General features: G+C 75.6%; 26 protein-coding genes. 13 read left to right on the top strand and 13 right to left on the bottom strand.

Annotated features, from left to right (window positions below):
* The first annotated feature begins 10 nt into the window (after positions 1-10).
* The 6 genes from ACFHW0_RS02875 to ACFHW0_RS02900 all read left to right on the top strand — a co-directional run bounded on the left by ACFHW0_RS02875 (position 11) and on the right by ACFHW0_RS02900 (position 5411).
* Positions 11-970, top strand: coding sequence for a hypothetical protein (locus tag ACFHW0_RS02875; protein ID WP_416605288.1), 960 nt, complete (start codon positions 11-13; stop codon positions 968-970).
* Positions 970-1827 (top strand): spermidine synthase, encoded by an 858-nt coding sequence (locus ACFHW0_RS02880; protein WP_416605290.1) that lies wholly within the window; start codon positions 970-972, stop codon positions 1825-1827. The genes ACFHW0_RS02875 and ACFHW0_RS02880 overlap by 1 nt, the downstream gene beginning before the upstream one ends.
* Before the next feature lie 175 nt (positions 1828-2002).
* A complete protein-coding gene (locus ACFHW0_RS02885) occupies positions 2003-2698 on the top strand; it encodes a sigma-70 family RNA polymerase sigma factor (RefSeq protein WP_121395899.1) in 696 nt (231 codons plus the stop codon).
* A complete protein-coding gene (locus ACFHW0_RS02890) occupies positions 2695-3474 on the top strand; it encodes an anti-sigma factor family protein (protein ID WP_416605291.1) in 780 nt (259 codons plus the stop codon). Before ACFHW0_RS02885 ends, ACFHW0_RS02890 begins: the two co-directional genes overlap by 4 nt.
* 218 nt (positions 3475-3692) lie before the next feature.
* A complete protein-coding gene (locus ACFHW0_RS02895; RefSeq protein WP_416605292.1) occupies positions 3693-4322 on the top strand; it encodes a hypothetical protein in 630 nt (209 codons plus the stop codon).
* 168 nt (positions 4323-4490) lie between these two features.
* Positions 4491-5411, top strand: a complete 921-nt coding sequence (locus tag ACFHW0_RS02900) for a DNA-3-methyladenine glycosylase family protein (protein ID WP_416605293.1) — start codon at positions 4491-4493, stop codon at positions 5409-5411.
* A 124-nt stretch (positions 5412-5535) separates the two neighbouring features.
* Here the strand turns inward: ACFHW0_RS02900 and ACFHW0_RS02905 are convergent, their stop codons facing one another.
* Positions 5536-6039, bottom strand: a complete 504-nt coding sequence (locus ACFHW0_RS02905; protein ID WP_416605294.1) for a DUF1990 family protein — start codon at positions 6037-6039, stop codon at positions 5536-5538.
* 85 nt (positions 6040-6124) lie between these two features.
* Here ACFHW0_RS02905 and ACFHW0_RS02910 point away from each other — a divergent pair, with 85 nt between their 5' ends.
* Complete coding sequence (locus ACFHW0_RS02910; RefSeq protein ID WP_416605295.1) at positions 6125-6616, top strand: GNAT family N-acetyltransferase; 492 nt, start codon at positions 6125-6127, stop codon at positions 6614-6616.
* On the opposite strand, the gene ACFHW0_RS02915 is transcribed toward ACFHW0_RS02910, so the two are convergent.
* Complete coding sequence (locus tag ACFHW0_RS02915; protein ID WP_416605297.1) at positions 6591-7013, bottom strand: SRPBCC family protein; 423 nt, start codon at positions 7011-7013, stop codon at positions 6591-6593. The two genes, ACFHW0_RS02910 and ACFHW0_RS02915, sit on opposite strands and share 26 nt — an antisense overlap.
* 197 nt (positions 7014-7210) lie before the next feature.
* The gene (locus ACFHW0_RS02920) at positions 7211-7423 is read right to left on the bottom strand and encodes a hypothetical protein (RefSeq protein WP_121395905.1); all 213 of its coding nucleotides are present in this window, start codon (positions 7421-7423) and stop codon (positions 7211-7213) included.
* A gap of 135 nt (positions 7424-7558) precedes the next feature.
* Here ACFHW0_RS02920 and ACFHW0_RS02925 point away from each other — a divergent pair, with 135 nt between their 5' ends.
* Entirely contained in the window at positions 7559-8671 is a 1113-nt protein-coding gene (locus ACFHW0_RS02925; protein ID WP_416605299.1) for an ATP-dependent DNA ligase, read from the top strand.
* A gap of 32 nt (positions 8672-8703) precedes the next feature.
* Entirely contained in the window at positions 8704-10293 is a 1590-nt protein-coding gene (locus tag ACFHW0_RS02930) for an alpha/beta hydrolase (RefSeq protein ID WP_416605300.1), read from the top strand.
* Here ACFHW0_RS02930 and ACFHW0_RS02935 read toward each other — a convergent pair.
* Positions 10220-10732 carry a potassium channel family protein gene (locus tag ACFHW0_RS02935; RefSeq protein WP_416605301.1) on the bottom strand — a complete coding sequence of 171 codons (513 nt, stop codon included), beginning with the start codon at positions 10730-10732 and terminating at the stop codon, positions 10220-10222. The two genes, ACFHW0_RS02930 and ACFHW0_RS02935, sit on opposite strands and share 74 nt — an antisense overlap.
* Positions 10733-10806: 74 nt before the next feature.
* Here ACFHW0_RS02935 and ACFHW0_RS02940 point away from each other — a divergent pair, with 74 nt between their 5' ends.
* Entirely contained in the window at positions 10807-11259 is a 453-nt protein-coding gene (locus ACFHW0_RS02940; RefSeq protein ID WP_416605303.1) for a GNAT family N-acetyltransferase, read from the top strand.
* A 274-nt stretch (positions 11260-11533) separates the two neighbouring features.
* On the opposite strand, the gene ACFHW0_RS02945 is transcribed toward ACFHW0_RS02940, so the two are convergent.
* Genes ACFHW0_RS02945 through ACFHW0_RS02965 form a run of 5 tightly spaced genes read right to left on the bottom strand, consistent with a single transcriptional unit; the run spans position 11534 to position 19481 of the window.
* The gene (locus tag ACFHW0_RS02945; protein ID WP_416605305.1) at positions 11534-12274 is read right to left on the bottom strand and encodes an ABC transporter ATP-binding protein; all 741 of its coding nucleotides are present in this window, start codon (positions 12272-12274) and stop codon (positions 11534-11536) included.
* Entirely contained in the window at positions 12271-12540 is a 270-nt protein-coding gene (locus tag ACFHW0_RS02950) for a hypothetical protein (RefSeq protein WP_416605306.1), read from the bottom strand. The genes ACFHW0_RS02945 and ACFHW0_RS02950 overlap by 4 nt, the downstream gene beginning before the upstream one ends.
* On the bottom strand, positions 12537-13535 hold the full coding sequence (locus tag ACFHW0_RS02955) for an ABC transporter ATP-binding protein (protein ID WP_416605307.1): 999 nt from the start codon (positions 13533-13535) through the stop codon (positions 12537-12539). Before ACFHW0_RS02955 ends, ACFHW0_RS02950 begins: the two co-directional genes overlap by 4 nt.
* A gap of 2 nt (positions 13536-13537) precedes the next feature.
* Positions 13538-16249: an FtsX-like permease family protein gene (locus tag ACFHW0_RS02960; RefSeq protein ID WP_416605308.1), complete on the bottom strand. Its 2712-nt coding sequence runs from the start codon at positions 16247-16249 to the stop codon at positions 13538-13540.
* Positions 16250-16286: 37 nt separating this feature from the next.
* Positions 16287-19481, bottom strand: a complete 3195-nt coding sequence (locus ACFHW0_RS02965) for an FtsX-like permease family protein (RefSeq protein ID WP_416605309.1) — start codon at positions 19479-19481, stop codon at positions 16287-16289.
* 152 nt (positions 19482-19633) lie between these two features.
* On the opposite strand from ACFHW0_RS02965, the gene ACFHW0_RS02970 reads away from it, so the two are divergent.
* Entirely contained in the window at positions 19634-19945 is a 312-nt protein-coding gene (locus tag ACFHW0_RS02970; protein ID WP_416605310.1) for a hypothetical protein, read from the top strand.
* A 95-nt stretch (positions 19946-20040) separates the two neighbouring features.
* Here ACFHW0_RS02970 and ligD read toward each other — a convergent pair whose 3' ends face one another.
* A complete protein-coding gene (gene ligD, locus ACFHW0_RS02975) occupies positions 20041-21066 on the bottom strand; it encodes a non-homologous end-joining DNA ligase (RefSeq protein WP_416605311.1) in 1026 nt (341 codons plus the stop codon).
* Between the two features lie 47 nt (positions 21067-21113).
* Between ligD and msrB the strand changes: the two genes are divergently transcribed.
* On the top strand, positions 21114-21527 hold the full coding sequence (msrB, locus tag ACFHW0_RS02980; RefSeq protein ID WP_101414752.1) for a peptide-methionine (R)-S-oxide reductase MsrB: 414 nt from the start codon (positions 21114-21116) through the stop codon (positions 21525-21527).
* Positions 21528-21614: 87 nt separating this feature from the next.
* Here msrB and ACFHW0_RS02985 read toward each other — a convergent pair whose 3' ends face one another.
* The 3 genes from ACFHW0_RS02985 to ACFHW0_RS02995 all read right to left on the bottom strand — a co-directional run bounded on the left by ACFHW0_RS02985 (position 21615) and on the right by ACFHW0_RS02995 (position 23403).
* Positions 21615-22199 carry a DUF305 domain-containing protein gene (locus ACFHW0_RS02985; protein ID WP_416605312.1) on the bottom strand — a complete coding sequence of 195 codons (585 nt, stop codon included), beginning with the start codon at positions 22197-22199 and terminating at the stop codon, positions 21615-21617.
* 68 nt (positions 22200-22267) lie between these two features.
* Positions 22268-23008: a lytic polysaccharide monooxygenase gene (locus ACFHW0_RS02990; protein WP_416605314.1), complete on the bottom strand. Its 741-nt coding sequence runs from the start codon at positions 23006-23008 to the stop codon at positions 22268-22270.
* Positions 23009-23127: 119 nt separating this feature from the next.
* Complete coding sequence (locus ACFHW0_RS02995; RefSeq protein ID WP_366638651.1) at positions 23128-23403, bottom strand: isoamylase early set domain-containing protein; 276 nt, start codon at positions 23401-23403, stop codon at positions 23128-23130.
* A 161-nt stretch (positions 23404-23564) separates the two neighbouring features.
* On the opposite strand from ACFHW0_RS02995, the gene ACFHW0_RS03000 reads away from it, so the two are divergent.
* Entirely contained in the window at positions 23565-23825 is a 261-nt protein-coding gene (locus ACFHW0_RS03000; RefSeq protein ID WP_121395918.1) for a Prokaryotic metallothionein, read from the top strand.
* Positions 23826-23882: the final 57 nt, after the last annotated feature.

The raw sequence follows: 23882 nt of genomic DNA on the forward strand, positions 1-23882 counted from the left end.
GGCCGCTGCGGTGACCGATCCCCGGTTCTTCGTCGACGCGTGGGATCCGGCGTACGGCGCCTCGTTCGAGGCGTCCGGCGGCGGTCCCGCCGCACCGAGCAGCGCCCAGGTCGACCCGGACGCCGAGCTGCCGGCGGTCGACTGGCGGGCGATCGGGCCGCGTCCCGGCGTACGGGCCCCCGACGTGGTGCTGCTCGTCGACGGGGTGCGCCGGATCGACGCGAGCGTGTGGACGGCGGAGGACGACGGGGCGTCCTTCCCCGGCCTGGCCGCGTCGTACGCCGCGGGGGTGGTCCGGTGCGACCTGGAGCGCGGCGCGGCGCAGCTGGCCGGCGCGCGGGTGGGCCGGGGTTTGTTCACCGCCAGTCCCTCGGCGGTGGACGTGGTGGCCGGCAGCGTCCGCTACCCGGTGCACCGGGTCAGCGGCACGGGCGAGCTGAACAAGCTCCCGGCCGCCGTGCAGGGGCCGCTCACCGCGCTCGAGGTGGAGGTCTCGGGGGCGGCCCGCACGGACGGCGACCTGCTGGTGGTCGACGGCCCGCTGCGCAACCGGCGGCAGCTGCCGCGCACGGTCGGCTACATCAAGACGCAGCACAGCCAGTACCTGGACGCCCGGCTGACCGCCGTGGTCACGCAGTTGGCGGCCGGCGAGCGTTCCCCGGTGTTCAAGCTCGGCACGGCCTGGGGCGGCTGGTCGTGGTACCTGCGGCTGCCGGTGGCCCTCGGCGCGCCGTGGGCGGGCATCGTCCGGATGGAGTGCTCCGCCGAGCTGAGCATCGACGAGGCGGTGGGCCTGGCCGACCTGTCGCTGGTCACGCTGCCCCGGTTCGCCTCCACCCCCTACAAGGACCCGCGCGCGCCGCAGAACCTGATCCCGATCGCCGGCCTGGAGCGCCGGCTGCGGGCGCTGCTCGGCGACGCGCGGCTGCTGCACCGGGTGCTCACCGCCGCCGCCCGGGGCAGGCGCTGATGGGCCGCAAGCGGGCGGCCGACACGGTGGCCGCGCGGGTGGACACCGGCCAGGCCGAGCTGGTGCCCGATCCGGACCGGCCGGGGTCGTGGACCCTGCTGCTGGACGGCGCCCCGCAGTCGCACGTGGACCTGGCCGATCCCACGCACCTGGAGTTCGAGTACGTCCGGCGGCTCGCCGCCGCGATCGACCTGGTGGCGCCGGCCGGCGCGCCGCTGCGGGTGCTGCACCTCGGCGGCGGCGCGCTGACCCTGCCCCGCTACGTGTCGGCCACCCGGCCCGGCTCCACCCAGCGCGTGGTCGAGGTGGACGGCGCGCTGGTGGAGCTGGTCCGGCAGGCCCTGCCGTGGCAGCCGGATCCCCGGCTCAAGGTGCGGGTGGCCGACGCCCGCGCGGTGCTCGCCGCCAGCCGGGACGCCAGCTACGACGTCGTGGTGGCCGACGTCTTCGCCGGTGCCCGCACCCCGGCCCACCTGACCTCGGCGGAGTACGCCGCCGAGGTGGCCCGGGTGCTGCGGCCGACCGGGTTCCACCTGGCGAACGTCGCCGACGGCCCGCCGCTGCGCCACGCCCGGGCGCAGGTCGCCACGGTCCGGTCGGTGCTGCCCCGGGCCTGCCTGGTCGGCGACGCGGCGGTGCTGCGCGGGCGGCGGTACGGCAACCTGGTGCTGGTGGCCGGCCGGGTCGAGCCGCCGGTGCCGGAGCTGACCCGGCGCGCGGCCGGGGACTGGTTCCCCGGCCGGGTGCTGGCCGGCGGGGAACTCGACCGCTTCGCGAGCGGGGCACCGGTCGTCCGCGACGCCGACGCCACCGACTCGACCCCGCCGCCGCCCGGGATCTTCTCCGTGCGTCGTTGAACGGAGTCTCCGCCGCGCCTCGTTGAGCGCGGTGGCCACGCCGGCCACCGGCGCGGCGGGTGCGGAAGCGGAATCTTTTCCGCGCGTCGTTGATCCGTTCGCCCGGGCGCTGCGTACCAACGGGCGGCCGTGCCCGTGGGAGGCGGCCGATGTCATCGGACACCCGGAGGTCTGCATGCACGCGGTGGCGGCCGGTTGGCACGGCGACAGGGCGCGACCGGACTGGATGTCCGCGCGGTCCCAGTCCCGGCCGGGCGCGGCGGCACGCGGGGTCGACGCCCGCCAGGCGCCTCGCCAGAATGGGCCGGTGACGCCGAAATCCGCCCCGGGGCGCCACCAGGCGGCACCGTCCACCGAGGCGGGTCACTCGGATCGGCTGATCCGGCTGCTCTACGCCGAGCACGCCGGGCCGCTGCTGGCGTTCGTCATGCGGCTCACCGGCGGCGACCGGCAGCGGGCGGAGGACATCGTCCAGGAGACGCTGCTGCGGGCGTGGCGCAACGCGCACCGGCTGGGCGTGCAGGGGCAGGGCTCGCTGCGGCCGTGGCTGGTCACGGTGGCCCGGCGGATCGCCATCGACGAGCACCGCAGCGAGCAGGCCCGGCCGGCCGAGACGTACGACCGGGACCTGACCGCGTTCGCCGAGGCGGACAGCACCGACCGGGTGCTGCGCACGATGACGGTGGCGGACGCGCTGCGTACGCTGAGCCAGTCGCACCGGGAGATCCTGGTGGCCACGTACTTCCGGGGTCGGACGGTGCCGGAGGCGGCCGAGGAGCTGGGCCTTCCGCTCGGCACCGCCAAGTCGCGGGTCTACTACGCGCTGCGCGCGCTGCGCACGGCTCTGCAGGAACGGGGGGTGACGGAATGAGCCGGGCGGACCACATGGACGTCGCGGCGTACGCGCTCGGCGTGCTGGACGAGCGCGACACGGAACGGTTCGAGGAGCACCTCGCCACCTGCTGGGCGTGCGCCGCAGAGTTGGAGACGATGGTGCCGGTCGTGGGCCTGCTCTCCGACATCGACGGCGAGACGATGGCCGCGCTGGAGCAGACCCGTACCGACCCGGCCCTGCTGGACCGGACGCTGGTCGCGGTCCGCGCCCACCGGCGGCGCAACTGGTTCCGGCAGCTGCTCGCCACGGCGGCGGCGGTGCTGGTCCTCGGTGGCGCGACCGGGCTCGGCTTCGCCAGCATCGCCGGCGACAGCGCCCCCGAGGTGGTGGCCGAGCCGACCGCCACCGCGCCGGTCGCCCCGCCGACGGCCAGCCGTTCCAGCGACCCGAACGACCCGGACATCGGCGGGACGCTGCCCGAGGGCGACCCGGTCAACGTCGTCGACCCGACCACCGGCGTCGAGGCGACCTTCTTCGTCGTGTCGAAGGACTTCGGCACGGGCGTGGACTTCATCCTCGCCAAGCTGCCCGGCCCCCGGACGTGCCGGCTCGTCGTGGTGCGGAAGAACAACAGCACCGAGGTGATCTCCACGTGGTCGGTGCCCGGCACCGGGTACGGCACCAACGCGCGCCCCGAAAAGCTGAGCCTGTCGGCCTCGACGTCGACGCGACTCGACGAAATCAAGCAGTTCCAGGTGCAGTCGGTGGACGCCGGCGGGGTGGCGAGCCCGCTGGTCACCGTGCAGATGTAGCGCCCGCCGCGGGATCGGCGCCGGCCAGCACGACGACCGGCGTCGATCCCGCGTGCCGTTTCCGGAATCGCACCGGCGCGTTTTCCCCTCGTCGCGGGAAACGGATTCCGGGCCCGTTCGGTTCAACGGTTTTCCGTGACATCGACCACGGTCAGGGATTCAACCTTGACAACGTCCCCTCCGTATCAACCGGTGAACGCCATAAACGAGGAGGGCACGTGGCACAGATGAAGCGAACCGCCATCGTCGCGAGCGCGATGGTCGCGTTGACGGCCTGCGCTCCCGCCGGTTACGAGGGGGCGAACCCCGGCGCGGCCGAGCCGGTCGCCGTGACCGCCGCCGAGCCCACCGCGACGCCCGAGCCGGAGGCCTCGCCGTCCCCGGCCGCGCCGCCCGCCGACGCGGACCTGACCGAGGAGCTGAACGGCCGGAAGGTCGCCCGGATGGGCAGCGTGGTCACCGACCAGGACGGGTGGATCCTCTACCGCTTCGACAAGGACACCAACGACCCGCCCTCGTCGAACTGCGTCGACAAGTGCGCCCAGGTGTGGCCCCCGGCCCTGACCGACGGCAACCCGGAGCTCAACGGTGTCTCCGACGACAAGGTCGGCACCGTCACCCGCCAGGACGGCAGCCGGCAGATCACCCTCGACGGCTGGCCGCTGTACCGCTACGTCGGGGACAAGAAGCCCGGCCAGTGGAAGGGCCAGGGTGTCGGGGGCACCTGGTTCGTGGTGGCCCCGGACGGCAGGAAGAACCTCAGCTGCCTGCCGACGGGCACCCCGAAGCCGGTCGCCCCGCCGTCCGATGAGAAGGCCGGGCAGGGCGACTCGAACTACTCGTACTGACCCACGGGACCCGGTGGCCGGTCGTGGCCGGGGAGGGCGCGGCCGGTCCCCGCCCCGTGCCCGGCCACGACGCCGGACCGGCAACGACATCGGACCGGCGACACCGCCGGACCGGCCGCGCCCGGCGGTGTCGCCGGTCACGGGGCGGGGACGTGACAGCATGTGCGGGTGACCGGGACCGAACCCACCGCGCGTCGGGAGCTGCGCCCGCCCGCCGGGTACCGGCTGGCCGCGTCGGTCCGGGCGCTGACCTTCAGCCCGTACGACCCCTGCGCGCGCGTCGCGGCCGGCACCTTCTGGTGGGCCGCCCGCACCCCGGACGGTCCGGCGACCCTCGCCCTGCGGTCGGCCGGCGGCGCCCTGCTCGCCGAGGGCTACGGCCCGGGTGCCGACCGGGTGGTGGAGTCGGCGGACGCGGTCGCCGGGCTCCGGGACGACGTGGGCGGGTTCGCGGCGCTCGCCGCCGCCCACCCCGTGGTGGCGCGGCTCGCGGCCCAGCACCGGGGACTGCGCATGCCGGCCACCGGGCAGGTCTTCCCCCGGCTGCTGCGGGCGGTCTTCGAGCAGAAGGTGACCGGCAAGGAGGCGTACCGGGCGTACGCGGCGACGGTGCGGCACTTCGCCGAGGCGGCGCCCGGACCGATGCAGCCGCTGCTGCTGCCGCCGGACCCGGCGGCGGTGGCCGCCACCCCGTACTGGGTGTTCCACCCGTTCGGCGTGGAGCAGCGCCGGGCCGAGACGCTGCGCCGCGCGGCGGCCGTCGCCGACCGGCTGGAGCGCTGCGCGGACTCCGCCGAGGCCACCCGTCGGCTGACCGCCGTCGCCGGCATCGGCCCGTGGACCGCCGCCGAGGTGGTGCGCATCGCGTACGGGGACCCGGACGCGGTCAGCGTCGGCGACTTCCACGTGCCGAACACGGTGGCCTGGGCCCTGGCGGGCGAGCCGCGCGGCGACGACGCCCGGATGCTGGCCCTGCTGGAGCCGTTCCGGGGGCACCGGGGGCGGGTCTGCGTGCTGCTGGCGGCCGGCGGCGTGCAGGCGCCGAAGTACGGCCCGCGGATGCCGATCCGCTCCTTCGCCCGGTTCTGACCGGGTCCCGCCGCCCGTCGGGGCTTCGCGCCGGGGGTGCCGCCACTGTGCAGCGCGCTGACGGCCGGCATGCGGGTCGTCGTGGCGGGCCGCGACGACGGCCGTCGGGTGGCGGCGGTGCGGGTCAGGGGCGGGCGCAGAGGCGGCGCAGGGTGCGGCCGAGCCACCAGGCGTACGCCCGTTGGAAGGCCCGGCCGGCCGGCCCCGCGGCGCGCATGACCCAGCGGTCCGGCCGGCTGAACGCAACCACTTCGAACCAGACGTGGCCGGCGGCGTCGCGGCTGACCACGAACGCCTCCTCGCCGCGTGCCGGGTGCCCGGGCAGCGTGCCGTACCCGAAGCCGGCCCGCCGCCCGTCGTCGACGGCCCAGACCACCTCGCAGGGCGCGGCCAGCCGCAGCGGGCCGACGCCCAGCCCGGAGACCACCCGGACCCCGGGCGCGGCCCGCTCGGCGGCGGCGTCGATCCGGATGCCGGCCGCCCGGTGCAGGCGCCAGCCGAGCACGGCGTCCCCGGCCGTCGGGAAGCAGGAGTCGGGCAGCCGGACCCGGTACCGCACGTGCCGCCAGCCGGCCGGCAGCTCGCCGGTCTCGGTGGCGCCGACGTGCGGATAGGACAGTGCCGGCACGGCGCACCCCCACGGCTCGACGGGACACCGCCAGCGTACGGGCGGCGCGGGCGGCCCGCCCGGCGACCTGTGGTTGGCTGTCGGGGTGATCATCGAGCCGCGCATCGCCCCCGCCGACGTCACGGACGCCGGCGAGATCTTCACCGTGCAGCGCGCCGCGTACCTCACCGAGGCCCAGCGTTACGCCGACCCGTTCCTGCCCCCGCTGACCGAGACCCTGGACGAGGTGCGGGCCGCGCTGGCGGGCCCGGCGACGGTGCTCACCGCCCGGCTCGGCGACCGGCTGGTCGGCTCCGTGCGGGCGCACGTCGACGGCGACACCGCGCACGTCGGCCGGCTCTCCGTCGCCCCGGACCAGCAGGGTCGGGGCGTCGGCGGGCGGCTGCTGCGCGCGGTGGAGGCGGCCTGCGCCGCCCGGGTGCGCCGCTTCGCGCTCTTCACGGGCGCCGACAGCGCGCAGAACCTCCGCCTGTACCAGCGGCACGGCTACCGGGTGGTCGGCCACCGGCCGGACCCGAACGGCATCCGGCTCGCCCTGCTGGCGAAGGCGGTCAGTCCCGCTCGCAGCGACGCCTGAGCCCGTCGGCCTCCATCCGCAGGTAGCGGCGCATCAGGTCGCCGTAGAGCCAGCCGACGGGCCCGGCGAGCGGCCCGGACTGCGTGAGGGTCAACTCGACGCGGCTGCGCCCGTCGGGCAGCGGCAGCACCCGGTGCTCGCCGAGCGTGCGCACCCCCGGGCTGCCCGACACCCAGGAGAACGACCGGCCCTCGGTCAACTCGGTCACCCGCCATACCGCCGGTCGCAGCTTCGGCTGCTCCAGCCGGGCGGTGGCGCCCACCGCGAGCGGTCCCGCCTCCCCGCGTAGCACCCGGCGCACCGAGGGCGTCCACTCCGGCCACCGCTCGACGTCGACCAGCACCGCCCAGACCCGTCCCGCCTCGGCGGCCACCTCCGTACCGGCCTCGAACCGCATCGCGCCCCCTCCCCGTGTCGGCGCCCGGCGGCGCCGCTGCCAGTCTTGACGACTCCGGCTGGGGAATCGTGACGGGGCGTCCGCCGGGCGGCCCGTCCCGCCGCGCCGCCCGGGTGCCGGGCCGGCGGGGTGCCGGGCCGGCGGGGTGCCGGGCCGGCGGGGTGTCGGGGTGTCCGCCGGGCTCGGCCGCCGCCGGGTCAGGCGGCCTCGCGCAGGTCGGCCAGCCCGAGGGGGGTACGCCGGCGCAGCAGTTCCTCCAGCTCCGCCACCGTGCCGGCCTCGCCGAGCACGTCCTTGCCCCCGCCGAACTGGCGGGGATAGCGGCGCACCAGCCGGTACCGGTAGCGGCCCCGGATCAGCTCGACGCTCACCCGCCACCGCCCACAGCACCCGCACACCCACTCCGACACCCCGCGAAGGTAGCTCTGACCTGCGGTTCTACGATTCGCCCGGCGCGGCACGAGCGGCGCGCGGACGGACACACCACAAGCCGGTCGAACGTGATCTGCCTCACGACTGTCGGTGCGGTCTGGTTGACTGTCGCCGTGAAGCTGCCGATCAGTCCGCCGGTCGAGCCGATGCTGGCCAAGAGCGTCCCGCGGGTCCCCACCGCGCCCGGGATGACCTACGAGCCGAAGTGGGACGGCTTCCGGTGCATCGTGTTCCGCGACGGCGACGAGGTGGAGCTGTCCAGTCGGGGCGGCAAGTCGATGACCCGCTACTTCCCGGAGGTGGTCGAGCAGGCCCGCCGCCAGCTGCCCGAGCGGTGCGCGGTCGACGGCGAGCTGATCGTGATCCGGCGCGACGGTCCGGGCGGGCAGCCCCGGCTCGACTTCGAGCTGCTGGCCCAGCGCGTCCACCCGGCCGCGTCCCGGGTGAAGCTGCTGGCCGAGACGACCCCGGCCGACTTCGTGGCCTTCGACCTGCTCACCCTCGACGACGAGACGCTGCTCGACGAGCCCTATCCGCGGCGTCGGGCCCGGCTGGAGTCGGCGCTGGCCGGGGTCCGCCCGCCGGTGCACGTCACCCAGGTCACCACCGACGTCGACACGGCGCACCGCTGGTTCGACGTCTTCGAGGGCGCCGGCCTGGACGGCCTGATCGCCAAGCCGGCCGACCTGCCCTACGAGCCGGGCAAGCGGCTCATGTTCAAGGTCAAGCACGCCCGCACGGCCGACGTGGTGGTGGCCGGCTTCCGCTGGCACAAGTCCGGCCCGGTGGTCGGCTCGCTCCTGCTCGGCCTGCATGACGACGACGGGGTCCTGCACCACGTCGGGGTGAGCGCGTCGTTCACCATGGCCCGCCGCGCGGAGCTGCTGGAGGAGCTGGAGCCCTACCGTGACGTCGGCGCCGACCACCCGTGGGTGCACGGCGACCACGAACGCGGCCAGCGCCTCCCCGGCGGGGTGAGCCGCTGGACGGGCGCCCGCAACCTCGAGTGGGAGCCGCTGCGCCCCGAGCTGGTGGTCGAGGTCGGCTACGACGCCATGGAGGGCGACCGGTTCCGGCACACCGCCCGGTTCGTCCGCTGGAGGCCCGACCGTGATCCCCGCTCCTGCCGCTACGACCAGCTCGACCGGCCCGTACGGTTCGATGTGGACCAGGTGCTGCGCGGCGATCCCACGGTGACCGTGGGGTCCGCCGCCGGTCCGGCGTAGCCTGGCCGTCGACCCGACACGGAGGCTCGCTCGTGACCCGCACCCCCGACCGGATCCGCCGGTTCCGGCTCACCCTCGCCGGGCTGGCCGCCGCCGCGCTGGTCGCCGCCGGCTGCACCATCCCGGCGATCGCCCCTCGGACGGAGGCCGGCGGCGAGGCCGCCGCCCCGGGCACGGCGCCCACCTGGCGCGCCTGCCCAGAGGTGGCCGAGGAGCTGGTCGGGCGCGGCGCGCCGGACATCCGCTACGAGTGCGCACGGATCAAGGTCCCGCGCGACTGGGGCACGGGCCCGGGCGGCGGGGCCACCGCCGGGCCGGGCGTCGGTCAGACCTTCGAGATCGCGCTGCTGCGGGCCCGGTCGACCAAGCAGCGCGACCGGATCGGCTCGCTGGTGATCAACCCGGGCGGGCCCGGCGGCTCCGGCGTGGACACGGCCGTCTACCTCTCCTTCGGCCCGGCGTTCGGCGGCCTGCCCGCCTCGATCACCGACCGGTTCGACATCGTCGGCTTCGACCCACGCGGGGTGTCCCGTTCCAGCCCGGTCAAGTGCATCCCCGACGCCGACCTGGACGCCAGCTTCGGCTACGACCCCGACCCGGAGAGCCAGGAGTCGTTCGACGGGTTCGTCGCGCTCAGCCATAGAATCGGGCGCGGCTGCGGCGACCGCTACGGCGACCAGCTGCCGCTCTACGGCACCGAGCAGGCCGCCCGGGACATGGACGCGGTCCGCGCCGCCGTCGGCGACGACAAGCTGACCTACCTCGGCTACTCCTACGGCACCCTGCTCGGGGCCACCTACGCCCAGCTCTACCCGCAGCGGGTACGGGCGCTGGTCCTCGACGGCGCGGTCGACCCGAAGCAGGACCTGATCGCCGGCTCGGAGGGCCAGGCCAAGGGCTTCGAGCGGGCCTTCGGCAACTTCACCACGTGGTGCGCGGCCAACGCCGGGCGCTGCCCGATCGCCCCCGACGCCCGGGCCGCGGTCACCTCGGCGATCGACAAGGCGCGGGTGTCCCCGGTGCGCGGGGACGACGGCCGCGAGGCGACCGCGGGCTGGGTCTTTTACGCGATCATCTCGTCGCTCTACACGGAGTCGGGGTGGCAGGAGCTGGCCCGCGCCATCGACAAGCTGGAGGGCGGCAACCCGGCAGACGTGTTCCGCCTCGCCGACGCATACGCCGACCGGGACTCCGACGGGCATTACTCGAACATGTTCGACGCCAACCTGGCGGTCAACTGCGCCGACGAGGAGCAGAAGCCGAGCAGGGAGCGCATCCGGCAGCTCCAGTCGCAGTGGCGGGCGAAGTATCCGCTGTTCGGGCCGGCCCTGGCCGTCGGCCTGCTCTCCTGCGCCGAGTGGCCCGGCGGCCGCGACCCGTACCCGACGGGCCCCGCCACCGGGGCGCCGCCGATCCTGGTGGTGGGCACCACCGGCGACCCCGCGACGCCCTACGAGCAGACCCCGGCGCTGGCCGCGATGCTGGGCGTGGGCCGGGTGCTCACCTGGGAGGGCGAGGGGCACACCGCGTACCCGCAGACCTCCTGCGTCACCCGGGCGGTTGACGCCTACCTGATCGACCTGGTCGTGCCCAGGGAAGGGCTGCGCTGCCCGGCCCGCTGACCGGTCGTTCCGGCGGCAGGTCGGGCAGGTCGATGCCCTGCCGGACCGCGATCTCCTCCAGCAGCGCCCGCATCCGGCGTACGTCGGCCTTGAGCTGCTCCTGCTCCTCGTGCTCGAAGGCGTCGTCGTCGACGATGAGCTGACTGGCGAAGTGCGCGGTGATCAACGGGATGACCAGCAGCACCATGGTCGAGATGAGCAGCGCGGCGAGCGTGCGGCCCTGCCAGCTCACCGGGGAGATGTCGCCGTAGCCGACCGTGGACGCGGTCACCACCGCCCACCAGACGGCGTCCGCCGGGCTGCGCTTCTCCACGTGGCCGTAGATCACGCCGGCCACCACGATCATCAGCAGGTAGGAAACGATCAACGTCCGGGGCGAGTTGGCGAACCAGACCAGCCCTCGGTAGATCAACCGGAACGGCAGCAGCAGGACGTCCATGAACAGTCATGGTGCCCCCCGTACGCGAGCGCTGCCCGCCCATCGGTCCGGCTCACTGTGCCACGCTGAGCGGCATGAGTGACGTGATCTTCCGCGAGGCCGTCCGAGCCGACCTGCCCGCCGTGATCGCCCTGCTCGCCGACGACGTACTCGGCAGGACCCGCGACTTCCCGCAGGTCGACGCCCGGTACGAGAAGGCGTTCGCCGACATCGACGCCGACCCGCGCAACCAGCTGATCGTGGCCGACGCGGACGGTGAGCTGCTCGGCTGCATGCAGCTCACCTACATCCCCGGCCTGGGCCGGCACGGCGCGGAGCGGCAGCTGATCGAGGCGGTCCGGGTCCGCTCCGACCTACGCGGGCGGGGCCTCGGCCAGCAGATGATCACCTGGGCGGTCGACCAGGCGAAGCAGCGTGGCTGCGCCCTGGTCCAGCTCACCACCGACAAGACCCGCCACGACGCCCACCGCTTCTACCTCAACCTCGGCTTCCTCCCCACCCACGAGGGCATGAAGCTCCCCCTCTAACCCCCCTCTCCCCCCCTCTCCCCCCCTCTCCCCTTCCCCCCTCTCCCGCCCGGCCCGGCCCGTCGATCATGCAGTTGTGGTGCTCGACAAAAGGGACGAAACAGTTGCAAACTCCCACCACAACTGCATGATCGACGCGGACGGGGCGGACGGGGCGGGCAGCAGAGCCGGGCGGGCGCAGCTCGGCGGGGCGGGGCCGGCCGGGCCGGCGGGGGCGGGGGGAGGGCCAGGGGTGGGGATGGGTGAGGGGGTGGGTTCAGGTGGGGGGTGGGTTTCAGGTGGGGAGGAGGTGGCCGTCGCGGAGGGTGAGGACGCGGTCGGCGAGATCGATCAGGGCCGGATCGTGGGTGGCGACCAGCGCGGTCATGCCTCGGGCGTGCACGACCGCCCGGAGCAGGTCCATGATCGACCGGCCGGTCTCGGAGTCGAGTTGACCGGTGGGCTCGTCGGCGATCAGCAGGTCCGGCTCGTTGGCCAGGGCCCGCGCCACCGCCACCCGCTGCTGCTGCCCGCCCGAGAGCTCGTACGGGCGCTGGCCCGCGTGCCCGCCGAGGCCCACCAGCTCGAGCAGCACCGCCACCCGCTCCTCCCGCTCGGCCGCGGCGACCCGCGCGAGCCGGAGCGGTACGCCGACGTTCTCGGCGGCGGACAGGATCGGCACCAGCCCGAAGGTCTGGAACACGAAGCCGACCGTGCCCCGGCGCAGCTCCAGCAGCTCCTTCTCACCGGCGCCGGTGACGTCGTGCCCGGCCACCACCACCCGACCCGAGTCGGGCCGGTCCAGCCCGCCGACCAGGTTCAGCAGGGTCGTCTTGCCCGCACCGGAGCGACCGCGCACGGCCACCAGCTCGCCCCGCCCGGCCGAGAACGACACGTCCCGTACGGCGTGCACGGCGTGCTCGCCGCGACCGAACGTGCGGCTGACCCTCTCCACCCGGACCACCTCGTCGGTGACGGTGGCGCCCGCCACCGCCCCGGCCGACCGTCCGTCCCGCGTCACGTCGTGCTCGCTCATGATCCCGCCCCGCTGTGCTCGGCGCGGTCGACCGAGTCGACCACGCGGTACCGACTGATGCCCCGCCCACCCACGGCGACGGCCTTCCGCCCACCCACCGCGCCGGCAGTTCGCCCGCCCGGCGCGGCGGCTTGCCGCACGTCCAGCGCCACGACGATCCGCCCGCCGGGCGCGACGGCTCCCCGCCCGCTCACCGCCACGACGACCCGCCCGCCGGGCGCGACGGCTCCCCGCCCGCTCACCGCCACGACGACCCGCCCGCTCACCGCGGCGTCTCCCGCTCGTCCTGCGGCCGGTCGCCCGGGCGCACCTCCACGTGGTCCGGCTCCAGGTTGAGCCGCACCCGGTCACGCAGCGACAACGCGTCCACGAACGGCGCCGGCAGCTGCATCCGGCCGCTGCGGTCGAGCACGGCGTACTCCTCGCTGACCAGTTCGGTGCTGCCGTCCGCGCCGATCCGCGCGGTCCGGCGTACCTCGGAGGCGGTCCGGCCGTCGCGGATCGCGACGGTCCGGCGGACCTGGTCGGCCACGGCGTGGTCGTGGGTGACCACCACGATGGTGACGCCGAGCTCGGCGTTGATGGTGCGCAGCGCCGCGAAGACGTCGGCCCCGGTCGCCTCGTCCAGCTCACCGGTCGGCTCGTCGGCGAAGAGCACCTCGGGATCGTTGGCCACCGCCACCGCGACCGCGCACCGTTGCTGCTCACCGCCGCTGAGCTGCCCGGGCCGGCGGTCGGCGCAGTGGCTGACCCCGACCATGTCGAGCAACTCCCGGGCCCGCTCGCGGTGGGCCCGCCGGCCGCCGCGCCGCCCGGCGAGCCGCATCGGCAGCTCGACGTTCTCCCGCGCGGTCAGGTACGGCAGCAGGTTGCGGCCGGTCTGCTGCCAGACGAACCCGACCATGTTCCGTCGGTAGCTCTGTCGCCGCCGCGTGGAGAGGTTGAGCAGGTCGTAGTCGCCGACCCGGGCGATGCCGGCGGTGGGCGTGTCCAGCCCGGAGAGGATGTTCAGCAGTGTGGACTTCCCGGAACCGGAGGCGCCGACGATCGCGACCAGCTCACCCCGGTCGATGACCAGGTCGAGCCCCTGCAACGCGACGACCTCCACCCCCTCGGTCTTGAAGATCCGGACCAGCCCGTCGCAGACGATGTGCCCGCGCAACCGGTCCCGGCCGCCGGCCCGCTCGGCCGCACGCTGGGCGGCCCGCTGTTGCAGGGCGGCCAGGTCCGGCACGGCGGTGCTCTCCGCGGTAGCGGTCATTGTCAGTTCTCCTCTCCGAGCCGGAGCACCTCGCCGAGGCGCATCCGGCGGTTGTTCAGGGCCTCGACGGCGACCGCGAAGCCGAGGGCGAGCGCACCGAGCGCGACGACCGCGCCCACCAGGCCGGGCTCGAACGCCACCCGGACCTCGACGCCGTCGGTGAAGGCGGACAGTCCGAGCACGGGGGTGAGCAACAGCGGCAGGGCCGTGCCGACCAGCGCACCGGTCACCACCGAGACGCCCACCAGCGGGACCAGCTCCACCAGCAGCAGTCCGCGCCACTGGCGTCTCGACAGGCCGAGGGTGCGCAGCCGGGAGAGCACCTGGCCGCGCTCGCGGGCGCCGGCGAGCACCGTGAAGGCGATCGCGAGCAGGCCGAGCGCCGTCCCGCCGGCCGCGCCGGCGGTGAAGCCGAAGGCGAGCACCCCGTTCGCGCCGCCCTCACCCACCTGCCGGCGGGTGTCCGCGAAGGTCAGCACCTCCACGCCGCGCGGGCGCTCCCGGCCGGTGACCGCCCCGCCGGTCTGGAAGCGGGACTGTCCCGCGTCGCCGGCCCGGCGCAGCGCGTCGCCGTCCAGGTCCTCGCCGGCCACCAGGAAGCCGGTCGGCACGGCGGCGTAGTCCCGCCGGGGCAGGGACTGCCAGGGCAGGACGACGAACCGGCTGCTGTCCGCGCGCAGCAGCGGGAAGCTCTCCGCCTGCCCGGCGACCCGGAACTCGTACCGCTGGCCCTGGGCGCTGACGAAGGCGGAGCCGTCGAGACCGGCGTCGGCCAGCTCGGCGGCGACCGTCGGGGAGACCACCGCGGGCAGCGGACCGCCTGCCCCGACGGGCGCGAGCAGCGCCGCCGGCACCGTCACGTCGACGCCGGACTCGCGGACGATCCGGGCCAGGGCCGGACCGTCGACCATGAGCACGGTCACCCCGCCGAGCCGGGTCTCGGTGCCGACCGCGTCCTTCGCCAGGCGCTGGCCCGCCTCGTACAGCACCGGGCTCGCGGCGCGGACCCCCGGCAGCCGCTCCAGCTCGGCGCCCGTGTCCGGGGCGATCCGGTCCCCCAGGATCAGGGCGTCGGCCGGGACCACCCGGCTGGCGGCCCGGTCCCGGCTCGCCTCGATCCCGGCGGCCGTCACCGCGCAGAAAGCCGCGGTCGCGATGGCCAGCACGACGACCACCAGCGGCATGGCGACGACGGACCGGCCGGCCCGGGCGGTGCCCAGGAAGGCGACGCTGCCCCGGGCCCGGGCCGCGAGCCGGCTGACCAGCCGCAGCGGCCACGGGTACAACCGCATCGCGACCACCGCCGCGGCGACGGCCAGCAGCACCGGCACCGAGACCAGCAGCGGATCGACCTCCCCGGGGGTGAGGCCGCGACGGCGCAGCAGCACGACCGCGAGACCCGCGAGGACCAGCAGTCCCGCCTCCACCGTGAGGCGACGCGCGGAGGGGCGCGACCGGATCAGGTCGCGCCGACCGGCACCGCCCCTGGACGCGGCGAGGGTGGCCACCGGCAGCGCGAACGCCACCAGGACGGTCGCGGCGACGGCGAGCCACAGGGTCTCACCCGGTGCCCCCGGGGCGAGGCCACCGACCAGCCAGCCGAGCGCGCCGGCGGGCGGCACCACCAGCAGCGCCTCGGTCAGGCTGCGGCCCGCGTTCGTGGTGGCCGCCCCGCCCCGGGCACGCAGCAGCGTGAACTCCGAGCGGCGGCGGCGCACCAGCAGCCCGGCGGCCAGCACGACGAGCCCGGTCAGCGTGGCCAGTACGCCCGCGGCGATGACCCCGAGCACCGTCCGGGCGCTGTCCACCTCGGCGGAGAACTGCCGCAGCGGGATGTCCAGCCCCTGGACGAGGTTGCGGCCACCCGCCTCCCGGGTCATCTGCTGGAGGCCGTCGATCACCTGGTCCAGCTCGCGGGCGTCGACGCCGTCGGCGCCCAGGCGGTAACGCCAGCTGAACGTCAGCGGCCAGCCGGCGACGGCCTGGCGGTTCAGCGCGGCGCCGTCGACGACGCCGACGGCGATGAAGGGCTGGCCGTCCCCCACCGGCTCGACGATGCGCAGCAGCGGCGGCAGCCCGTCCCAGAACCCGTCGGCGGCGTCACGGGGCTGGAAGAGGCCGACCACGGTGATCCGGGTCGGGGGCGGGGAGTCGGCGGTGAGCGGCTCCGGCGGGGCGAGGGTGAGCCGGCTGCCGAGCCGCAGGTTCAGCTTGCCGGCGACGTCCGCGGCCAGCGCCACCTGCACCGGCTGGTCCTTCGGCGTGTTGGCCGGCCAGCGCCCCTCGACCAGCGTGCCGGCCTCCTCGATCCCGGTCACGGACCGCAGGCCGAGGTGGACCAGGAGGTTCTTCGCCGCCAGGTCCGGGCCCCGCACCAGGCTGGCCGGGGTCTCCCCGGCGTACCACCGCTGCTCGACCATCCGCCGGACGACCGGCGGCATCGCGCTCTCGATCGCCGCCAGGTCGTTCTGGTGCGCGGCCACCGGGGAGGTGCCGTTGTCCGCCGCGGCGAGCGGCCCGGACGAGTACGTCACGTCCCGCTGCTGCGGCGGCACGGCACCCAGGTGGGCCTCCAGGCCCTCCTGGGCGTGGCCGTTGACGATCCTGGGCACCCCGCTGATCACCAGCGTGGCGACCAGCGTCAGCGCCGCGAGGAGCAGGAACTGCCCGCCGTACGCCCGGACCCGGCGGACGACCGCCCCGATGCTCACCACGCCCCGTCTCCGCTCCTGGTCGTCCCTACGCTCCCGGTCACCGGTCTCCCCCGATCCGCAGCTGCGCCACGGCCACCCGCTGCCGGATGCCGAGGGCGATGAACGCGCTGAAGGCGAGTGCCGCCAGCAGCAGGCCGAGCGCGGTCAGGCCGATGGGCAGCCAGGGCAGCACGAAGGCGGCCTCCGGCACCGGCCGGCCCGCGGACGGCGTGAGGATGACCAGCGGGGCCATGGTCGCGCCGACCGCGGCGCCCAGCAGCAGGCCCACACCGACGCCGATCCCGGCCAGGAAGGTCTGCTCGGCCAGCAGCGCCCGGGCCAGCAGCCGGGGGCTGGCGCCGAGCGTGTGCAGCACGGCGAACTCCCCCAGCCGGTGCCGGGCGGTCGCCCAGACGTCGACGATCAGGCCGACCAGGGCCAGCAGCACCGAGCCGAGCGCGGCGGCGAGCAACCCCGTGCGGGCCCCCTGCCAGTACGGGTCGTCGGCGGCCCGCGCGGCCACCTCCCGCCGGTCGAGCAGCGTGGTGCCGGCCAGACCGGCCGCCGCGCGGGCCGCCTCGGCGTGGCCGCCGCCGTCGGTGCTCAGCCACCACTCCCCGACCGGTCGGACGCCGCCCCGGTCCCGGATCAGCCACTCCGCTGCCGCCGGCAGATCCAGCAGCACGCCCTCGCCGGCCGTGGACGGCACCTCGTCCAGCTCGCCGACCAGCGTGACCGGCACGGTCGCCCCGGACAGCACGAGGTCGACCGTCTCACCGACCTTCAGGCTCAACGCGTCGCGCACGGCCGGGGTCATCAGCGCGGGCACCGGCCGGTCCTCGCCGGCCGGCACCACGGCGAAACGGCTCGGCGGCTGGAACGCGAACCGGCCACCCGCCCGGTACTCGACCTCCCAGTCGGCGCTCAGACCGGCGGCCGAGACCGGCGCGCCGACCGGCTTGCCCTGGCCGTCGACGGCCGTCCACTCGCCGTCCAGCGACGCCGGCCGGGCCATGCCGTCGGCGCCGACCAGCCGCAGGTCCGACACCTCCAGGCGGTACGCCTGCCCGCGCGCGCTCCCGCCGTCGGCCTCGAAGCCGGACAGTCGTACGGAGCCCTCCCCCGGGGGGACGGCGACGGTGAACGCCGCCGGCCGGCCGTCGCTGCCGGTGCTGCCCGCCGGAAGCCGGAAGACCAGCCCGTCCGCCCGGGTCAGCAACACCCAGAGGCCGATCTGGTGCGGCGTGACGGCGTCGCGCACGGGGGTGCGTACCGTGCCGGTGAGCGAGCGGGTGCCGGCGGGCAGTTCCACCCCGGCCGGCGCGCCGCGCGCCCGGGTCAGCCGGTCGAGCAGCGCCGCCGCCGGCTCGTCGGCCAGTCTCTCGTTGAGTCGCAGCACGTCGGCCGCAGCCGCGGCGTCGAGGCTCACCACCGTCGTCGGCAGGTCGGCGCGGCCGAGGCGGATCTCGTCCCGCCAGGCGGGCAGCGCCTCGCCCACGCCGGGCAGCGCGGCGAGCTGACCGGCCCGGCCGTCGGGCGCCGAGCCGGTGCGCTCGATGACCCGCAGGTCGGCGCCGACGGTGTGGTCGGCCTGGTCGGCCTGCGACAGCTCGCCCGTGGTCACCAGCGACCACGCCAGGGTGCTGCCGCCGACGGCGAGCGCGAGCAGCAGCACCGGGCCGGCGTGCGGGCGCCGCCCCGCCTGCCACATGCCGAACATGGTCGCGGTCCACGGCTTGCGGTCGACGAACCGCTCGGCGAACCGGGTCGCGGGCGGCAGCAGCCGCAACGCCACGACCGCGCCGGCCAGTACGCCCAGCGTCGGCGCCGCGACCAGCAGCGGGTCCACCCCGAACCGGCCGGCCGCCCCGGCGACCGGCGACGAGTACTGGCGCAGCTGGGTCCAGGCCAGCACCGCGAAGCCGACCAGCACCAGGTCGAGGCTGGCCCGCTGGACGCTCGCGGCGCGGGTGGGCCGGGACCGGGCCGCCATGTCGGCGACGTAGGTCCCGGCGCCCCGCAACGTCGGGACGACCATCGCGACGAGGCAGCCGGCGGCGGTGGCGGCCGCGGCGGCCCAGACCAGCGTGGTGTTGCCGGCGGCGAGCGTCAGCGGGGTGGCACCGCCGGTGCCCACGTGCCGCAGCGCCTCGCCGGCGATCAGGGGCCCCAGCACGCCGGCGGGCAGGACGACCAGGGCCGCCTCCCGGGCCGCCAGGCCGGCCAGTTGCCGTCGTGCGGCGCCCCGGGCCCTCAGCAGGGCCGTCTGGCCGCGCCGGTCCTCGTGCAGCAGGGCGGCGACGAGCACCAGCGCGTACCCGCCGAGGACGACGATCAGCAGCAGCGGGGTGGCCAGCGAGGAACGGCCCACCAGGTCGGCCCGGGTGACGCGGTCGAGGAGGCGGTCGATCGCCGTGACGGTCTGGCCGGAGGAGCCCAGTCCGGCCGCCTCGGGCACCTCGGCGAGGGCCGCGGTGAGCGCCTGCCGCACGTCGGGCAGCCGGCCCGCGCCGGCCGCCGCCGCGAGGTCCGGCTCGACGACCCAGGACGCCGACACCGCGCCCGGGTAGGTGGCGACGAAATCCGCCGGGTCCAGCACGAACGGCCCGTACGAGGTGCCGGCGTCCGCGGCGCTGCCGGCCCCGACCCCGGGTGCCAGCCGCCAGTACGGGTCGGTCGGGTCGCGGGGCCGCCAGGTCCCGACGAGCACCACGGTGCTGGCCTCGTCGGACCGGCGGTCCAGCATCGGCACCCGGTCGCCGACGGTCATCCCGAGCAGGCCGGCGACCTTCTCCGGCAGCGTGACCTGCAACGGCGAGGCTCCCGGGGCGGGCCAGGCGCCGCCGCTCAGCTCGGCGTGGCGGGGCAGGTCGTCGAGGGCCGCCAGGGTGGCGAAGACCGGGTCGTCGTCGTCGCGGACCACGGTGCCGAGGTCGCCCGTCAGCTCGCGGCCACCGCCGTACCGGGCGGCGTCGACGGTGACCGGCGCGCCGCCGAGGCCGGCGGCGAACCCGTCCCGGATGGCCCGGTCCCGGGTGGCGAACTCGGCCGCGTCCCGGCCGGCCGTGCCGCTGACCAGGAGGCTGCGCTCCTCGAACGACGCCCCGCTGAGCAGGGCACGCTGGCCTGCCTCGACGGCCCGCCGGTTGTAGTCAGAAAGCCCGGTGACCAACGCGACCGCCACCAGGGCCGCGACCACCGCGGCGAGCAGCAGCCCACGCGCCTCGCGGGCCCGCCTCCACACCAGCTTCATCCGACGCCCTCCCCTGGCCCGCTGTCGGGCCGACGATCAGGGAGAGCGGCGACGTGCCGGGAAAGGTTCGCGCCCGTTACATGATCGTTATCCGGCGGCGCCGGCCGGTCGCCGGGCCGGCGACCCGGCGATCGGGGAGCACGATGGCGCGGATGTGCTTCGATCACCGGATGGAGATCGCCCTCACCGTCCTGATGGCGGCCGTCGTCGCGCTGCTCGTCGCACAGTTGCCGGGCAGGGCCGAGCAGGCGCGCACCGCGTACCGGCTCGCCGAGATCGAGCGCCGGCTCCGGCTGGTGATGGACCACCTGGGCGTGGTGGACGCCTCGCCCGTGCCGCCGGAGGTGGGACGGCACCTGGCCCGCGGCGACAAGATCAAGGCGATCGCCGCGTACCGGAAGGCGACCGGCGCGGACCTGCGCTCGGCCAAGGAGGCGGTGGAGGCGTACGGCGACGGGCGGTGACGGCGCGCCACCGCCCGCGCCTCGGCTGATCCGGCCGGTGCGGCCGGGCGCACCGGCCGGGCGTCGGGTGACGACGCCAGGACGGGGCGGGCCGGTCAGCGGGGGCGGTCGCGGTCCTTGGAGGGCTGCACGCGCTTCGGCTCGCCGGGCATCTTCGGGTGGTCCGGCGGGTAGGGCATGTCGCCCTGGCCGGCGGTGGCGTCCCGGTCGGCCCACTCCAGCAGCGGGGTGATGTCCCACGCGGTGTCGTCGATGCCGGCGTGCGGGTCGCCGCGCTCGGCCAGCCGGGCCGGGACGGTGCGCAGGTCGAAGTCGTCGGGGTCGACGTCGGGCAGCTCGTCCCAGGTGACCGGGGTGGACACGGTCGCCCGGGCGTTGGCCCGCAGCGAGTACGCGCAGGCGATCGTGCGGTCGCGGGCCATCTGGTTGTAGTCGACGAAGACGCGGGCGCCCCGCTGTTCCTTCCACCAGGCGGTGGTCACCAGCTCCGGCCGGCGCCGCTCCAGCTCGCGGGCCAGCGCGATGGTGGCCCGGCGCACCTCGGTGAACGTCCAACGCGGCGCGATCCGCAGGTAGACGTGCACGCCCCGGCCGCCGGAGGTCTTCGGCCAGCCGGTGACGCCCAGCTCGTCGAGGAGCCCGCGCAGCTCGGCGGCCGCGGAGGCCGCGTCGGCGAAGTCGGTGCCGGGCTGCGGGTCGAGGTCGATGCGCAACTCGTCGGGGCGGTCGACGTCGGCGGCGCGCACCGGCCACGGGTGGAACACGATGGTGCCCATCTGGGCGGCCCACGCCACGTGGGCCAGGTCGGCCGGGCAGAGCTCGGCCGCGCTGCGCCCGCTCGGGAAGCTGATCGTGGCCGTCTGCACCCACGGCGGCACGCCCCGCGCGGGCACCCGCTTCTGGAAGAACGCCTCCCCCTCGACGCCCTCCGGGAAGCGCTGCAACGTGGTGGGGCGCTCGCGCAGGGCGCGCATGATGCCCTCACCCACCGCGAGGTAGTAGTGGAAGACGTCGGCCTTGGTGAAGCCGCGCTGCGGGAAGATCACCCGGTCGGGACTGGTCAGCCGGACGTCGCGCCCGGCCACCTCGATCTGTTCGGCCGAGGCCTTCGTGCCACCCATTGCGCGACCATATGCCACACCCCCGACGTCCGGCGTACCGTTGGCGGGTGAGTCTTGACGAGAGTGAACTGCCCCGTACCGAGGAAGAGTGGCGGGTCCGGCTCAGCCCGGAGGAGTTCCGGGTGCTGCGGGAGGCCGGCACCGAGCGCCCGTGGACCGGCGAGTACGTCGACACGAAGACACCGGGGACCTACCACTGCCGGGCCTGCGGCGCGCAGCTCTACCCCAGCGACACGAAGTTCGACTCGCACTGCGGGTGGCCCAGCTTCGACGACGCGATCCCCGGCGCGGTCAAGGAGATCGAGGACCGCAGCCTGGGAATGAGCCGCACCGAGATCCGCTGCGCCCGGTGCGACAGCCACCTGGGTCACGTCTTCCGGGGCGAGGGTTTCACCCCGAAGGACACCCGGCACTGCGTCAACTCCGTCTCCATCCGGCTGGAGCCGCGCGCCGACGCCTGAGGCGCCCGGCTCGACCACGACGGCGGTCCGGCGGGCCTCCTGGGAGCCCCGGCCTCCGGTGGCTCGACGCCGGCGTGCCCCCGTGGGTCAGGCCCGCCGGCCGGGCGCCAGGCCGGCCATCAGCGAGACCTCGGCCGTACGCGACCGCTCGACGCGCCCGGCGAAGTCGCGTACGTGCGGGTCGGCGCCGACCGTCTGGTGCGCCCGGGCCAGGTCGGCCGCCGCGTCCTGGTGCGGGGCGAGCAGGTCGAGCAGGACGCGGTCGACCTCGCCGTCCGGGGCGGCCCGCAGGCGTGCCATGTCCTCGGCGGCGGTCCCGTGGTGCCCGTGGTCGTGCCGGCGGGCGGCCTCGGCCGCGGCCGGTCCGGCGTCCGTCAGCCAGCCGCGCATGGTGGCGAGTTCGTCGGTCTCGGTGACCTCGATGGCGGCGACGAGGGTGCGCAGCTTCGGGTCGGTCACCCGGTCGCGGCTGAGCCGCACCATCTCCAGCGTCTGTTCGGTGTGTGCCGCCAGGGTGGCCAGGAAGACCACGTCCAGGCCGTTCATCCCGGTCCCGCTGGTCGCGGCCGTCCCCGGCGGCGCGGGGGCGGGCGACGCCGGGGCGGTCTGCGCGGCGCAGCCGGGGACGATCAGCAGGGCGGCGAGCAGGGCGACCGTGGGCAGCCGTCGCATGGCGTACTCCGATCCGGGGAGGGGTGACGGGTGCGGCGGACGCCGGCAGGCGGGCCGCACCCGTCCGGTCAGACCTGCGACCAGAGCGCCGGCACGTGCGGCGGCTCCCAGCCGGGGATCGCCGTGTGCGCCTGCCGGCAGCGGTACGTCAGCCCCCCGTAGGTGACCTGGTCGCCGGCCTGGTAGGCCCGGCCCGCCGTCCAGCTGCCGCCCGGCGCGGGCGGGGTGGTCGGGGCGGCGGTGGGGGTCGGCGACGGGGCCGGCCGCGTCGGGCTCGGGGTGGGCGACGGGTTGCCGCCCCCGCCGACCTGGAGGTCCACGCAGGAGTAGAACGCGTTGGCGGTGTCCGCGATGTTCCACACGGCGAGGACCTTCTGCCGCCCCGGGTAGCCGCCCAGGTTGACGGTGTGCGAGACGGTGGCTCCGGGCTGCTGCCCGCCGCCGTTGAAGACGGCCACCCGGGTGCCGCCGATGAAGTACTCCCAGTTGCTGGTGGCGTGCCGGGCGGTGTTGGTCCAGGTGAACGTGACGGAGCTGCCGACGGAGGTGGCGGGCCAGCCCCGGCTGTCGTCGTTCAGGACGGCGAACTGGGCGATCCCCGCGTGGCAGCTGCGCAGCCCCTTCGGCCCCTCGACGCTCTGCGGCTCGTACTTGATCTGCCCGCAGTCGGGGACCCGACCCTGCGCGCAGAGCGCCTGGCGGCTGGGCGGGCCGGAGACGTAGCCGTGCGCCTGGGCGGGCGCCGCGACGGCGAGTGCGGAGACGACGGCGCCCGTCGCCACGAGCGGGATCGTGATTCTTCGGCGCATGGTGGCAGCTCCTTCGGACTTCGGCCTGGTGAGGTGCCCTCAACATAAATTAAAGCTTGTTAACAGTAAAGACTCCTGTCGATAAAATCATCGATCCACCTGAGTACGCAGGGTGACCGTCAGAGCAGCAACAGGCTGCCCCGCTCGTCCACCCGGTCGGCGGACTCGTCGTCCAGCCAGACGCCGCCGGTGGCGAGGTAGCGGAAGCGGTACTCCCCCGGGCCGAGCCGCACGGTGACCGTCCGGGTGCCGTCGCGGCGCGGGACGAGTTCGTGCCGCCCCGGCTCCCAGCCGTTGAAGGAGCCGACCACGCTGACCGCGCCGGGCGGGGTGTCGCGGGGCAGGCTGAAGGTGACCCGTACCTGGTTGCCGAAGAGCTTGTTCCGCTTGATCATGTCGTGTTCCTCCGGGGTCGTGCGCGGTCACCCGGTACAACGCCCGACACGCCGGGGGCGACACGCCGCCACCCCGGAGTGACCCGGGCCGTTCCGCCCACCCGGCACGGTTCGGCTGTCGCACGCTCGGGGAAACGTGTCGGCGTTCGGGGGGATCTGTCGTGGCGACGTGCGAGGTCTGCGGTAACGACTACTGGATGGCGTTCGAGGTGCGGACCGTCAGCGGTGACGTGCACACCTTCGACTGCTTCGAGTGCGCGGCGCACAAGCTGGCGCCGATCTGCGAGCACTGCGAGGTCAAGATCGTCGGGCACGGGGTGGAGGTGTCCGGCCGCTTCTTCTGCTGCGCGCACTGCGCCCGCGCGGAGGAGGGCACCCGGGGCGCCGAGATCCGCGACGCGGTCGGCGCCCGCCCCGCCTGAGGCGGCCACCGGACCGGACGCCCGGCGGGGCGGCGGCCGGCAGGCCGGCAGGCGCGG

This window comes from Micromonospora sp. LOL_025 (genome assembly GCF_048060285.1).
GTDB lineage: Bacteria > Actinomycetota > Actinomycetes > Mycobacteriales > Micromonosporaceae > Micromonospora.